Annotated in this window: 14 protein-coding genes; 6 read left to right on the plus strand and 8 right to left on the minus strand. The window is 71.9% G+C overall.

Annotation, left to right across the window (positions count from 1 at the left end; all coding sequences use genetic code 11):
• The 6 genes from UK12_RS05080 to UK12_RS44945 form a co-directional block, all read right to left on the minus strand.
• Positions 1 to 187, minus strand: a 187-nt coding sequence (locus UK12_RS05080; protein WP_045299999.1) for a phosphoadenosine phosphosulfate reductase domain-containing protein, incomplete at its 3' end; no start/stop codon positions are given.
• Positions 184 to 792, minus strand: coding sequence for an adenylyl-sulfate kinase (gene cysC / locus UK12_RS05085; RefSeq protein WP_197084579.1), 609 nt, complete (start codon positions 790 to 792; stop codon positions 184 to 186). The genes UK12_RS05080 and cysC, both read right to left, overlap by 4 nt.
• A 38-nt stretch (positions 793 to 830) precedes the next feature.
• Positions 831 to 1,529, minus strand: a complete 699-nt coding sequence (locus UK12_RS05090; protein WP_045300001.1) for a phosphoadenylyl-sulfate reductase — start codon at positions 1,527 to 1,529, stop codon at positions 831 to 833.
• Positions 1,513 to 1,689, minus strand: coding sequence for a hypothetical protein (locus UK12_RS40905; RefSeq protein WP_197084580.1), 177 nt, complete (start codon positions 1,687 to 1,689; stop codon positions 1,513 to 1,515). Before UK12_RS40905 ends, UK12_RS05090 begins: the two co-directional genes overlap by 17 nt.
• Entirely contained in the window at positions 1,686 to 3,410 is a 1,725-nt protein-coding gene (locus UK12_RS05095) for a nitrite/sulfite reductase (protein WP_045300003.1), read from the minus strand. Before UK12_RS05095 ends, UK12_RS40905 begins: the two co-directional genes overlap by 4 nt.
• Before the next feature lie 184 nt (positions 3,411 to 3,594).
• Positions 3,595 to 3,678, minus strand: coding sequence for a putative leader peptide (locus UK12_RS44945; RefSeq protein ID WP_317634116.1), 84 nt, complete (start codon positions 3,676 to 3,678; stop codon positions 3,595 to 3,597).
• A 366-nt stretch (positions 3,679 to 4,044) separates the two neighbouring features.
• Between UK12_RS44945 and UK12_RS05100 the strand changes: the two genes are divergently transcribed.
• The 3 genes from UK12_RS05100 (at position 4,045) to UK12_RS05110 (ending at position 6,248) form a co-directional block, all read left to right on the plus strand.
• Positions 4,045 to 5,238: a YihY/virulence factor BrkB family protein gene (locus UK12_RS05100; RefSeq protein WP_045300005.1), complete on the plus strand. Its 1,194-nt coding sequence runs from the start codon at positions 4,045 to 4,047 to the stop codon at positions 5,236 to 5,238.
• Between the two features lie 156 nt (positions 5,239 to 5,394).
• Entirely contained in the window at positions 5,395 to 5,829 is a 435-nt protein-coding gene (locus tag UK12_RS05105) for a MarR family winged helix-turn-helix transcriptional regulator (protein ID WP_045300007.1), read from the plus strand.
• Positions 5,826 to 6,248 (plus strand): hypothetical protein, encoded by a 423-nt coding sequence (locus UK12_RS05110; RefSeq protein WP_045300009.1) that lies wholly within the window; start codon positions 5,826 to 5,828, stop codon positions 6,246 to 6,248. The genes UK12_RS05105 and UK12_RS05110 overlap by 4 nt, the downstream gene beginning before the upstream one ends.
• A 306-nt stretch (positions 6,249 to 6,554) precedes the next feature.
• On the opposite strand, the gene UK12_RS05115 is transcribed toward UK12_RS05110, so the two are convergent.
• Positions 6,555 to 7,901 (minus strand): glycosyltransferase family 87 protein, encoded by a 1,347-nt coding sequence (locus UK12_RS05115; RefSeq protein ID WP_052681560.1) that lies wholly within the window; start codon positions 7,899 to 7,901, stop codon positions 6,555 to 6,557.
• A gap of 62 nt (positions 7,902 to 7,963) precedes the next feature.
• Between UK12_RS05115 and UK12_RS05120 the strand changes: the two genes are divergently transcribed.
• Positions 7,964 to 9,427 (plus strand): glycosyltransferase family 39 protein, encoded by a 1,464-nt coding sequence (locus tag UK12_RS05120; protein ID WP_197084581.1) that lies wholly within the window; start codon positions 7,964 to 7,966, stop codon positions 9,425 to 9,427.
• Positions 9,428 to 9,648: 221 nt separating this feature from the next.
• Here the strand turns inward: UK12_RS05120 and UK12_RS05125 are convergent, their stop codons facing one another.
• Positions 9,649 to 10,554 carry a ScbA/BarX family gamma-butyrolactone biosynthesis protein gene (locus UK12_RS05125; protein WP_197084582.1) on the minus strand — a complete coding sequence of 302 codons (906 nt, stop codon included), beginning with the start codon at positions 10,552 to 10,554 and terminating at the stop codon, positions 9,649 to 9,651.
• A 149-nt stretch (positions 10,555 to 10,703) separates the two neighbouring features.
• Between UK12_RS05125 and UK12_RS05130 the strand changes: the two genes are divergently transcribed.
• Positions 10,704 to 11,330, plus strand: a complete 627-nt coding sequence (locus UK12_RS05130) for a ScbR family autoregulator-binding transcription factor (protein WP_045300015.1) — start codon at positions 10,704 to 10,706, stop codon at positions 11,328 to 11,330.
• Positions 11,327 to 12,277, plus strand: a complete 951-nt coding sequence (locus tag UK12_RS05135; protein WP_045300018.1) for an NAD-dependent epimerase/dehydratase family protein — start codon at positions 11,327 to 11,329, stop codon at positions 12,275 to 12,277. Before UK12_RS05130 ends, UK12_RS05135 begins: the two co-directional genes overlap by 4 nt.
• The last annotated feature ends 392 nt before the right edge of the window (positions 12,278 to 12,669 follow it).

Below are 12,669 nucleotides of genomic sequence, written 5' to 3' on the forward strand. Positions count from 1 at the left end.
CGAACGCCTTCAGTGCCAGGTGCAGCATGACGATGGAGTCCTTGCCGCCCGAGAACAGGATCACCGGACGCTCGAACTCCCCCGCCACCTCGCGGAAGACGTGCACCGACTCGGCTTCCAGGGCGTCCAGGTGCGAGAGCGCGAAGGGGCTCTCGGTCCCGGGAAGGCTGTGGGTCGCGGTCGTCATGCCAGGCCCCTCGTGGTCAGGAAGGTGTGCAGTTCGGCGGCCGAGTCGGCGACCGTCCGCCCCTGGGTCTCCAGGCGCAGCTCCGGGTCCCGGGGCGCCTCGTACGGGTCGTCCACGCCGGTCAGGCCGGAGATCTCGCCGGCAGCCTGCTTGGCGTAGAGGCCCTTCACATCCCGCTCCGAGCAGACCTCGACCGGCGTCGCGACGTGGATCTCCAGGAAGTCCGTGCCGTTCGCCGCGTGCCGCTCGCGCACGGCGGCGCGCGAGTCGGCGTACGGTGCGATCACCGGGGCGAGGACCTTGACGCCGTTGGCCGCCAGCTTCTCGGCGACGAAGCCGATCCGGGTGACGTTGGTGTGCCGGTCCTGCTTGGTGAAGCCCAGGCCCTTGGAGAGGAACTCGCGGATCTCGTCACCGTCGAGGACCTCTACCTTGTGGCCTTCGGCGCGCAGCCGCTCGGCCAGCGCGAACGCGAGGGTGGTCTTGCCCGCGCTCGGCAGTCCGGTCAGCCACACAGTGGCGCCGCGCTCGCAGGGGGCGGCCGCGGGGGCCGCCGTAGCCCCCGCGACGGACTCCTCGCGGTGCGAGGTGTCGGCTGTCGTCACGGTGATGTCTCCTGATCGGTAAGTGAATTGACTGGTGGTCAGAGATGGATGCCGCACTCGGTCTTGCCCGAGCCCGCCCACCGGCCGGCCCTGCCCTGCTCGCCCTCGCCGGGCTTGGCGGTGCAGGACAGCGGGGAGCAGCCGATGGAGGTGTAACCCTCCCACAGCAGCGGGTTGAGCAGGACCCCGTTGGCGTTGACGTAGGCGTCCACGTCGGCCTGGGTCCAGCGGGCGATCGGCGCGAGCTTGACCTTGCGGCGCTTGGCGTCCCAGGCCACCACCGGAGTGCCGGCGCGGGACGGCGACTCGTCGCGGCGCAGCCCGGTCGCCCAGGCGTCGTACCCGCCCAGGCCCCGGTTCAGCGGCTCGACCTTGCGCAGCGAGCAGCACAGGTCCGGGTCGCGGTCGTGCAGTTGCGGCCCGTACCGGGCGTCCTGCTCGGCCACGGTGAGCTTCGGGGTCAGCGTGATGACGTTGACCGGCATGACCGCAGCCACCGCGTCCCGGGTGCCGATGGTCTCGGCGAAGTGGTAGCCGGTGTCCAGGAACACCACGTCCACGCCCGGGAGGACCGAGGAGGCCAGGTGTGCCACCACCGCGTCCTCCATCGAGGAGGTGACGCAGAACCGCTTGCCGAAGGTGTCGGCGGCCCACCGCAGGATCTCCTGCGGGGTGGCCTCCTCCAGCTCGCGGCCGGCTCTGGTCGCCAGCTGCTCCAGATCAGTCGTGGTGCTCATGCGGTGTACCCCCGTTGGCGGTCGACAGCAGGCCGAGGAACTTCAGCTGGAAGGCCCGGCGGCAGGCCGCGCACTCCCAGGCGCCGTGGCCGGTCTCGTTCGGGCGCAGGTCCTCGTCCCCGCAGTACGGGCAGTAGAACGGTGCGGCGCGCTCGCTCACGACAGGGCCTCCTCGTTCGCCCGGGCGGTCCACTGGGCGAACCGCTCGCCTTCGAGGCGCTCGGCCTGGTAGCGGGTCAGCAGGCGCTCGACGTAGTCGGGCAGGCCGTCCTTGGTGACCTTGAGCCCGCGGACCTTGCGGCCGAACCCGGCCTCCAGGCCCAGCGCGCCGCCCAGGTGCACCTGGTAGCCCTCGACCTGCTCGCCGTTCTCGTCCGTCACCAGCTGGCCCTTGAGACCGATGTCCGCGACCTGGATCCGGGCGCAGGCGTTCGGGCAGCCGTTGATGTTGATGGTCAGCGGCTCCTCGAACTCCGGTAGGCGGCGCTCCAGTTCGTCGATGAGGGTGCGGCCGCGCTCCTTGGTCTCGACGATCGCCAGCTTGCAGTACTCGATGCCGGTGCAGGCCATGGTGCCGCGGCGGAACGGGGACGGGGTGACCCGCAGGTCCAGCGCCTCCAGGCCGGCCACCAGCGACTCGACCCGGTCCTCGGCGATGTCGAGGACCAGCATCTTCTGCTCGGCGGTGGTGCGCAGCCGGTCCGAGCCGTGCTCGGCGGCGAGGTCGGCGATCCTGGTGAGCAGCTCGCCGTTGACCCGGCCGACCCGCGGGGCGAAGCCGACGTAGAACTTCCCGTCCTTCTGCCGGTGCACGCCGACGTGGTCGCGCCAGCGGCCGCTGGGCTCCTCGGGTGCCGGGCCGTCGATCAGCTGGTACTTGAGGTACTCGTCCTCCAGCACCTGGCGGAACTTCTCCACGCCCCAGTCCGCGACCAGGAACTTCAGCCGGGCGCGGTTGCGCAGGCGCCGGTAGCCGTAGTCGCGGAAGATGCCGATCACACCGCCGTAGACGTCCGCGACCTCGTCCAGCGGCACCCAGGCGCCGAGGCGGACGCCCAGCTTGGGGTTGGTGGACAGCCCGCCGCCGACCCAGAGGTCGAAGCCGGGGCCGTGCTCGGGGTGGACCACGCCGACGAAGGCGATGTCGTTGATCTCGTGCGCCACGTCCAGCAGCGGCGAGCCGGAGACCGCGGACTTGAACTTGCGCGGCAGGTTGGAGAAGTCCGGGTTGCCGATGAAGCGGCGCTGGATCTCGTCGATCGCCGGGGTGCCGTCGATGATCTCGTCCTCGGCGACACCGGCGACGGGCGAGCCGAGGATGACGCGGGGCGTGTCGCCGCAGGCCTCGGTGGTGGACAGGCCGACGGCCTCCAGCTTCTGCCAGATGGCCGGGACGTCCTCGATCCGGATCCAGTGGTACTGCACGTTCTGCCGGTCGGTCAGGTCGGCGGTGCCCCGGCCGTACTGCTCGGAGACCTCGCCGATCGCCCGCAGCTGGGCCACCGTCAGCCGGCCGCCGTCGATGCGCACGCGCAGCATGAAGTACTCGGCGTCCAGCTCGTGCGGGTCCAGGATGGCCGTCTTGCCGCCGTCGATGCCCTCCTTGCGCTGGGTGTACAGGCCCCACCAGCGCATCCGGCCGCGCAGGTCGGCGGGGTCGATGGAGTCGAAGCCCTGGCGCGCGTAGATCGTCTCAATACGTGTCCGTACGTTGAGACCGTCGTCGTCCTTCTTGAACTGCTCGTTGGCGTTGAGCGGCGTGAAGTGGCCCATGCCCCACTGGCCCTCGCCGCGGTGGCGGGTCACCTTGCGGGCGGCGGCTGGGCGGCGCACGGGTGCGCTGTCGGCCGCGGGCTCGACCGTCTCGGGAGTGGTGGCCATGGTGTCGTCCTTTGGGCGGCAGGCTGGGGGAGGGGCTGGCATCCCGACCGCGAAACTGCTTCCGACCTGCGGACTTGGGCAGGTTCAGGCAGGCAGTGACCTCGGCCGGAGGGCGCCTGTGCAACCGCTTCTGCGGGTATGGCAAGGGGTGGCGCCGGGTGCGGTGGTGGCAGCGGGGTGGGGCTCAGGTCACCGGACAGATGGCGCTGGACACGCGAAGGAGATCGACGTGCAGTCGACCTACCAGGGTGGCTCCGGCGCTTGGCATGGCAAGAGATTCGCACGGCGAGCGACTCTCGGTCCACTAACATCCGAATAGTGGACGCATTGGTTTCACTATGCGATACGCCAGGAGCAAGCCGCAGACCGGGCCCGCTGTGTCACCTGCCGCACTGCGCGGGCGAGTCGGAACCGCCCCCGCCACCCCCCTTATATACGTCGTACCCGCCGCCCCTCGGCCGGCCGTCCGGCGGGGTGCCCGGCGGCCGGTCCGAGCGGCCCCGGCGGCCGGGTCGCAGGGCGGGCCGGGAGGGGGCACCGGGCCCGCTACCGTAGGGGCGTGCAACCAGCAGGGGAAACCTCCAGGACGACGCCCGACCGGCCTTCACGACGCCGTGGCAGGCGTCGGCGCGCCGTGCGCAGATCGGCGTGGCGGACCACGCTCTGGGCCCTGCTCAAGGACACCACCAACACCTGCGTCGAGTACCGCGTCACCGGGCTCGCCGCGGAGGCCGCGTTCTTCACCCTGCTCTCCATCCCGCCGCTGCTCCTCTGCCTGGCCGGCACGCTCGGCTACCTGGACGAGATCCTCGGCGCGGGCACCATCGACAAGCTCAAGCACGACATCGTCTCGGCTGCCGGGACGGTCCTCTCACCCAGCTCGATCGAGCAGATCGTCCAGCCGCTGCTCACCGGGGTCTTCGACAACGGCCGCCCCGACCTCATCTCGATCGGCTTCCTGCTCTCGCTCTGGTCCGGCTCGCGGGCCCTGTACATCTTCATCGACACCATCACCGTCATGTACGGGCTCGACGGCAAGCGCGGCATCGTCCAGACCCGGCTGATGTCGCTCGGCCTCTACCTCGGCGCCCTGGTGATCGGCTCGCTCGTGCTGCCGCTGCTGGTCGCAGGACCTGGGCTGCTGGTCTACGAGCTGCCCACGGCGGCGGGCGTGGTCAACGCGCTGTACTGGCCCGCCACCATCCTGCTGCTGGTCGCCTTCCTCACCACGCTCTACCACGTGGCCGTCCCGGTCAGTACCCCCTGGCGCGAGGACATCCCCGGCGCGCTGGTCGCCCTCGGCGTGCTGGTGGTCTGCAGCGTGCTGCTCCGGATCTACCTGATCCACTCGGTGGAGGGCCCGTCGGTGTACGGGTCGCTGGCCGCGCCGGTGGCCGTCCTGCTGTGGATCGGTGTGGTCGCGCTGGCCGTCCTGATCGGCGCCGCGATGAACGCCGCCATAGACCGCAGGTGGCCGACGGTCGAGACCGCCGACGCCCGCGCCGAGAACGAGCGCGCCAGCGAGGAGGCCGCGGCGGCGGTGGTCCGCGAGGTCACCGCCCGGCGCGCGGTGGAGCGGGCCCGGCTGGCCAGGGAACTCGGCCTCGCCGAGGGCCACGAGGACGAGTACGAGGACGACGAGGACGACGGCGACGTCCCCTCCGAGTACCCCGAGCGCTGGGCCGAGATCCTGCCGCCGAAGGACCTGCGCGGCCGCCTGCGCCCCGGCGGCACCCACCGCCGCCAGCCCCCGCCACCGCCCGACGCCGACCGCCCGGCCGCCCCGCCGCACGGCAACCCCCACCACGGCCCCCGGCCCGGCCGGTAGGGCTTCGTCGCGCGGCATCTCCGCACCGTCCGAACTCGAATCCGGGTGACCGGCATCGGCATCGGCACGGACCGGTACCGGCAGCAGGGGCCCGGACGCCTGGCACGGCCGGGCCCGGATTGCGACCGGTGATACGAAATCGTATAGTCCTAAATCGTGCAGTCCGAAACCGTGCCATCCGAGTGGTCGGCCCTGCTGGCGCTCCAGCGGGCCACCCACGCCACCCTCCAGGTGCTCGCCGCAGAGCTGGTCGACCTGGACCTGACCGCTTCCGAGATCAATGCGCTGGCCAACCTCGCCGATGGTCGCGGGCGGACAGTGTCCGAACTGGGAGCGGCCGTGGGCACCCGCCCCACCACCCTGACCAGCGTGCTGGACCGCCTGGAACGGCGCGGCCACATCACCCGGGGCACCCGCCCGGGAGACCGCCGGGCGGTGCTCATCGAGCTCACCTCCTCCGGACGGCTCGCCGCCACCACGATCCGGCAGGCCGTCACCGACCTGGAGCGCCGCGCGCTCGGCCAACTGCCCGCCGACGCGATTGCCGGCCTGCGCACCGCCCTGCAGGCCCTGACCGAGGTGTCCTCATGACCCCGCACCAGTCCGGGACGCAGACCGACAGCGTGCCCACCTTCGATGCGTTGATGGCCGAAGTGATGGCGACCGCCGAGCGGTTCGGTCACCGGGAGCATGTCCACCTGACGTGGCTGGCCGTGCGGCGGTGCGGCGTGCCCGCAGCGGTCGGCCTGGTCAGCGACGGCATCCAGCGCACCGCCAGCTATGCGGGTGCGCCCCAGAAATACCACGTGACCGTCAGCCGCGCCTGGGTGGAACTGGTCGGACACCATGCGGGCGAGCTCGGCGAGAGTGACTTCACCACGTTCGCCGACCGCCACCCCGAACTGCTCGACAAGCGTCTGCTGACCCGTTTCTACCGTCCGGCGACACTGGCCGGCCCGCAGGCGAAGAACGGCTGGGTCGAGCCCGACCTCGCCCCGTTCCCCCGGTAGGACGCCGACCGGCGGCACCCCGGGAGGAACGGGCGCGGCGGCGGCAGCGGAGCAACGGCCGCACGGGTTCAGCAGGTTGTGGCAGGCGGCTGGCCCGTGCGGCCTGCCCTCACCCTGCCCCGCCGGGGCTGCGAGGTGGGCCTGGCCGGCAGAGCCTCCTGCGTAAGACCGGTCCCACGGATATGTACCGGGTGCTGATCGTCTGTGAAGCCGACAACCTCGCCTCGGTGAAGACGATCGAGCACCACGGCGGCGTCCTCGAAGGCGTCCGGGACGACGAACACGGCCCCGTGCGGCGTTACCGGATCAATATCCAGTCTGAGATCCATGCCCCCGGGTGGTGCCCGGCTGCCCCTGCGGGAGGCGTACGAAGTCGCCTGACGGGGCGCGCAGTTCACCGCGCCGCCGGGACACCGGCCCTGACGGCATGCCCCCTCGATCGCCGGGATGCCGTCGGGTGGCCAGATGGAGGCGGCGGGCGGACAGCAGGGCGGCGGCGAGCAGCAGCAGGTCGCGCGCGGCGAGCAGTAGGGCGGCCGGCACCGAGCCCTCGGCCAGTGCGCGGCCCATGAACGGGAACACCGCCATGGTCAGCGGACAGGCCGTCAGGACCAGGTAGGCCACCGGCCGCTGCGAGCTCTCCCGGTGCAGCAGGCAGACCGCCGCGAGTGCCACCAGCCACACCAGGTACTGGGGACTCAGCACCCGGCTGGTCACCGTGAACAGCAGCACCGCCGTCAACGCCGCGTCCGGCAGCACCCACTCCGGCCGCAGGTCGGCCCGCAGCCGCCAGCACACCAGCCACCCGAGCGCCAGCACCGTGCAGACCTCGCTGACCACTGTCGCCACCCGGACGTACGGCCCGAGGAACTCCGTCGAGCCGTAGTTGACCGCCAGCCGGCCGGACCAGCCCAGGTGCCGGGCGAGGTGGAACGGCAGCGCGCCGAGCGACTCGAACTGGATGCCCCGCTCCTGCTGCGCCGTCAGGAACCCGTACGCCCCGGGCCAGGCCAACGCCGCCCCGCCGCCGGCCACCACCAGCCCGAGCAGCGCCGCCGTCCGGCTGCGCCGGGTGCGGAGCCCGCGAGCGGTGCCGATCAGCAGCAGTACCGGCCACGCCTTGATCAGCGTGCCGAGCGCGACCAGTGCGCCGAACACCCGGTCGCCGCGCGCCGTACCCCGGCGGCCCGCGAGCAGTGCGGCCACCGCCACGGCGGCCACCACGATGTCGAACCGGGTCCACGGGACGGTCCACAGCAGCGGCAGCCCCGCCGTCCACAGCCAGAGCGCCGCCGTACCGCGTCCGGACCCGACCCCGGCTCGGACCAGCCCGGCCAGCACCGCCAGGTCGCACAGCGCGCACAGCAGCACGAAGGCGCGGTCGTACCCGACGAAGGGGAACAGCGCGGGGGCCAGGATCACCCCGGCCGCGCCGGGCGGGTACTGCCAGGTGACGTCGCCGATCGGGAAACCGCCACCTGACAGGACGTCGAACCACCCGTGGTAGACCCGCGAGACCGAGTAGTCGAGCGGGTCCGTCGTCGCGAACGGCCCGACCTTGAGTGCGCCGGCGACCAGGACGGCACGGCTTAACAGCCAGACGAGGACGGGCCAGGCGGTGGGCGGGACGCGTCGTCGGAGGTGCGGAATCATCGGGCCAGTCTGTCAACCGGTCAGTTCGGGCCCGGCGCCGGTGTTCCGCATACTGAATGATCGTGACCACCAACGAACCACCGACGCCGGACCGGGTCCGGCCCGTCGTCCTGCCACCGGCCCTGCTGATCCTCCTGCTCGGACTCTGGGGGATCGGGCGGGGCGGGAGCATCTGGCGGGACGAGGCGGTGAGTTACCAGGTCGCCCACCGGAGCCTGCCCGAGATCTGGCGGATGCTCCACGAGATCGACGCGGTGCACGGGCTGCACTATCTCCTCCTCCACACCGTCTTCCGGTGCTGGGACGGCGGTCTGCTCGCGCTGCGGCTGCCCTCGGTGCTCGCCATGGTGCTGGCCGCCGCCGCGCTGGCCGAGATCGGCCGACGGCTCGCCGGGCCGAGGGCCGGGCTGCTGGCCGGGCTGGTCTTCGCGCTGGTGCCCGCCGTGCAGCAGTACGCGCAGGAGGGCCGCAGTTACGCCTCGGTGTGCGCGGCCGTGGTGGTCGGCAGCCTGCTGCTGGTCCGGGCCTGGCAGCGGCCGCGGGCCTCGGCCTGGGCGGCGTACGGGGCGGTGATGCTGCTCGGTGCGCTGCTGCACGAGTTCGCCGTGCTGGCGGTGGCCGGGCACGCGGTGACCCTCTGGTGGGGGCGGGCCGGGCGCCGGGTGTGGCGCGGTTGGGCCGTGACGACGGCGCTCGTGCTGGTGGGGCTGCTCCCGCTGGTGCTGATCAGCCGCGCGCAGGCGGACCAGGTCGCCTGGATCAGGACGCCGGACTGGTCCGACCTCTGGGCCCCGGCGCTCACCGGCGCCGTCGGCGCGCTCTGCGCCTGCCTGCGGCAGCCGGCCGTCCCCGGTGCGGTGCCCCGGCTGCGGGCACTGGCGCTGCCGCTGCTGGTGCTGCCCCCGGCGGTGCTGATCCTGGTCTCGTACCTGGACCCGCTCTATGTGGACCGCTATGTCGTCTTCAGCTACGCGGGTCTCGCCCTGCTGCTCGGTCTCGCGCTCGACCGGGGCTGGGCCCGGCTGCCGCGTGCGCTGGCCCGGTGGCCGACCGCCGGGCGGCCGGTGGTCGCGGCCTTCGCACTGGCCGCACTCGTGCTGGCGCCGCTGCCGCTGGAACGCGGTCTGCGGACCCCGCAGAGCAGGCCCAACGACGTGGCCGCGGCGGCGCGGGCGGCGCGGGACCTCGGGCGCCCGGGGGACGCCGTGCTCTTCGTCCCCGGTTCCCGCCGGGAGGCCGCGCTCTACGACCCCGCCGCCTTCGCCGACTTGACGGATATCGCACTGGTCCGGAGCGGCGCGGACTCCGGGACCATCAACGGCGTCGAGGCCGCACCCGAGCGGATCCGGGCCGCCCTGGCCACCGTGCACCGGGTCGTCCTGGTCACCGACCCGCGCCCGCGGGGTGCCTCCGCGCGCGACCGGGCCAAACTCGCCGTGCTCGCCGCGCGGTTCAAGCCCTGCCGCAGTACGGCGGTCCGCGGCATCACGGTCACCCTCTATGCGGTCCGGGGTTCCTGCGACTGACGTCGCAGGTGCCGGCCGCGGTTCGGCCCGATGGCGGGATCGTGGCCACTGCGTCAACTCGGGCAGGTCCGGGAGCGGTTGCGGTCTTGATCGACAACTCCCTTGACCGGCTGGGAGGTTGGCCTTACTCCGTCAGGTCACCGGCGCGGCTGCGCACGCAGAAGCGCACAGGCCCCGGGCCGGGCCGACCGGTTGGGGTCGACCCGGCCCGGGGCGGCGGGCTAGATGAGCGGAACCGCACCCGGCAGGACATCGGCGCGGAAGCTGAGTTCGCCCTGCTGGCGGGCGGTGACGCGGACCAGGCCGGAGGGGAGCAGCTGGGTCTCGATCCGGCACGGGGTGTCGAGCTCGACGTAGCGGTGGAAGGCGGTCTCCATCGCGACCGGCAGTGCCGGGTGCGGGTGCAGGACGGCCTGGGTCGCCTGGCGGGCCGCTTCCAGGAGCAGCATGCCGGGCACGTGGTCGACGGGATGGTCGAAGTACTTGGGGTGCGAGGTGTCCACCCGCAGCTGCCAGGCGCTGCCCGGGCCGTCGTGGTCGGCGAGCGGCGAGAGCAGGACGTCCTCGGCCCGGTGCCGGCCGGACTCCGTTGCGGGAACCGGTGGTTGGAGGGGGAGTGCGGAGGCCATGGCCCGCGAGGCGTCCGAGTGGTCGGCGCGCAGCCGGCGGTAGACGGCGGGGGCCTGGATGGTGAAGCGCGAGCGTGCGCGGGCGTGCAGCATGCCGTCGCGGAGCAGTTCGATGTGCATGGTCATCGCGACCGGGCGGCCCCGGCGCTGGACCAGATCGGTGCAGAGCACGCGTAACTCGAGCTCCACGGGCCCGAGTCGGGTGCCGGGGTGCAGCACGTCGGGGATCAGTGCGTAGCGGTAGCTCTCCCAGACCAGGTGCTGGTCGAGCGGGATGTCGTAGCCGACATGGCAGAGCAGTGGGAAGAGTTGACGAACTGTCTCGGTCACCAGCAGTGGCTCGTAGGATCCGTCCGCACCTAAGTGGAAGGACTGGTCCTCGGGCCACCGGGCGGTGACGGTGAAGGAGTCGGGGGAGGTGCGCTGCCAGGCCGTCAGGAAGACCTCGTCGGGGTCGAGCTTGTGCACGAGGTGCTGCGGGACGGTTCTTTCGGACATGGCTGCGGCGGGGGCAGTGTGCGTAAGGTTGGACATATCGGGCGTCTCTCAACTCCGAGTGCAGCGCTTCTCGGTACGCGGGTTGAATACTGCGACGGTCAAAAAATAAAGTACGTTCAGTTTTTTGTCGATGTCCCAGGAGCGAGTTGATGGCACAGCCCAAGCAGGAACGGGCGATCCGCAAGCGGTGGTTGATCCTCGAAGCCGCAGCCGAGGTTTTCGACCGGTACGGGTACTCCGGGGCAGCGATCAGCAAGATTATGGAGCGGGCCGAGACCACCCAGGGGGCGGTCTACTTCCACTTCAAGTCCAAGGAGGACCTGGCGCGGGCGGTCATCGTGCACCAGGCCGACAAGCTGGACCTGCCGAAGTCCCCGCAGGGGTTGCAGCAGTTGGTGGACCTCACCCTCTACCTGGCGGTCGAGCTGCGGCACAACGTGCTGCTCCGGGCCGGGGTGCGCCTCGCCGTCGAGCAGGAGGAGTCCGGGCTCGCCGAGTACTCGGTCTACGAGTGGTGGATCGAGCAGTTCTCCAAGGAGCTGACGGTGGCCCGCGAACGCGGTGAACTCCTTCCCGACGTGGACAGTCGGGGCTTCGCCCGGCTCCTGGTGGCGGCCTTCACCGGTACCCAGGTCATGTCGCAGATCTCGACCAACCGGACCGACCTGCCGGAGCGGATCGCCGAACTCTGGCGCTACCTGCTGCCGGGAGTCGCCCGGCAGGAGGTGCGGGAAGACGTGGCCATCGACATCAACCGCTGTGGAGCATGGTCATGACGGTGCGAATCGCGCTGACGGGTGCGACCGGCTTCATCGGGTCGACGGTACTGCGTACGCTGCTCGGTACGGGTGCGGAGGTCCGCGCCCTGGTGCGGGGCGCTGCGCCGCAGGACGGCGGGGTGCACCGGGTGCCCGGGGACCTCACCGACCGGGCCTCGCTCCGCGAACTGTGTTCCGGCGCCGAGGTCTTACTCCACCTGGCCGCGCGGGTCGGCGGCACCGCCGAGGAGTGCGAGGCGGTGAACTCCCGGGGGGCCGGGATGCTGATGGCGGAGGCGGTACGGGCCGGGGTGTCGCGCATCGTGCAGCTGTCCACGGCCGCCGTGTACGGCTGCGGTCCGCACCGGGGCATCCCGGTGGACGGGGTGCGCCCGGAGCCGGTCTCCCATGCGAGCAGGACCAGGCTGGCGGCCGAGGGCTTCGCCCGGGAGGCCGGCGCGGTGGTCCTGCGGCCGGGTCTGGTGCTCGGCGCGGGGGACCGCTGGGTGGTGCCCGCCTACTCCGAACTGGTCAGCCGGGTACCGGCGTTGTGGGCCGGCGGTGCCGGCCTGCTGTCCGTGGTGGAGGTCCGCGAGCTGGCCCGCCTGATCGCCGCGCTCGCGACGGCGGCGGAGCCGGTCGAGCCCGGTGTGTACCACGCGAGCCACCCGCAGCCCGTGCCGGTCGGCGAGCTGCTCGCCGAACTGGCCCGGCACGGCGTGCTGCCGCCGCAGTCCGGGCCCGACCTGCCGTGGTCGGAGTGCGTACGGCTGCTGGCGGAGACGCAGGGGCGGGTGTCGGTACGTCAGTTCTCGCTGCTGGCCCAGGACCACTGGTACCGCAGCGCGGAGATCTGGCAGCTGGCGGACTGTCCGGCCGGTCCGGGGCCACTGGCGCGGCTGGGTGACGCGGCCCCGTGGTACCGCGACCATCTCGCGACGGCCGAACGGCCCGAGGCGGGCTGAACTCCCCCTGACGGACGAGGAGGTGGCGTTCCGGCCACCTCCGGGGGCCTCGTAGGGCAGCTCTGGCCACCTCCGGGCGCCTCTGGCCGGTCGGAAGCGGAGGGTTCCGTTCCTTCAAAAACAAAGAGAGCGTTCTGTATTATTCTCGGGGCGGTCAGGTTGTGGCACGCGGCGGAGGGGAGGCGGACGGGCGGCGGAGCCCGCAGGGGACCGGTGGCGCCGGCCGGGGTGCGCCGATGCTCCGGTGTCACGGAATGATGTCGTCATGCGCTATTTACGGACCGGCCAATACTGGTGTGCTAGCGTTCGGCGCGTACCTGCACGGTCGGTCGTAGACGAAGATCGAACATATTCGTCGACGTCATCCGATGTTCAGAGCGCGGTAAATCACG

This window comes from Saccharothrix sp. ST-888 (genome assembly GCF_000955975.1).
Taxonomy (GTDB): Bacteria; Actinomycetota; Actinomycetes; order Streptomycetales; family Streptomycetaceae; genus Kitasatospora.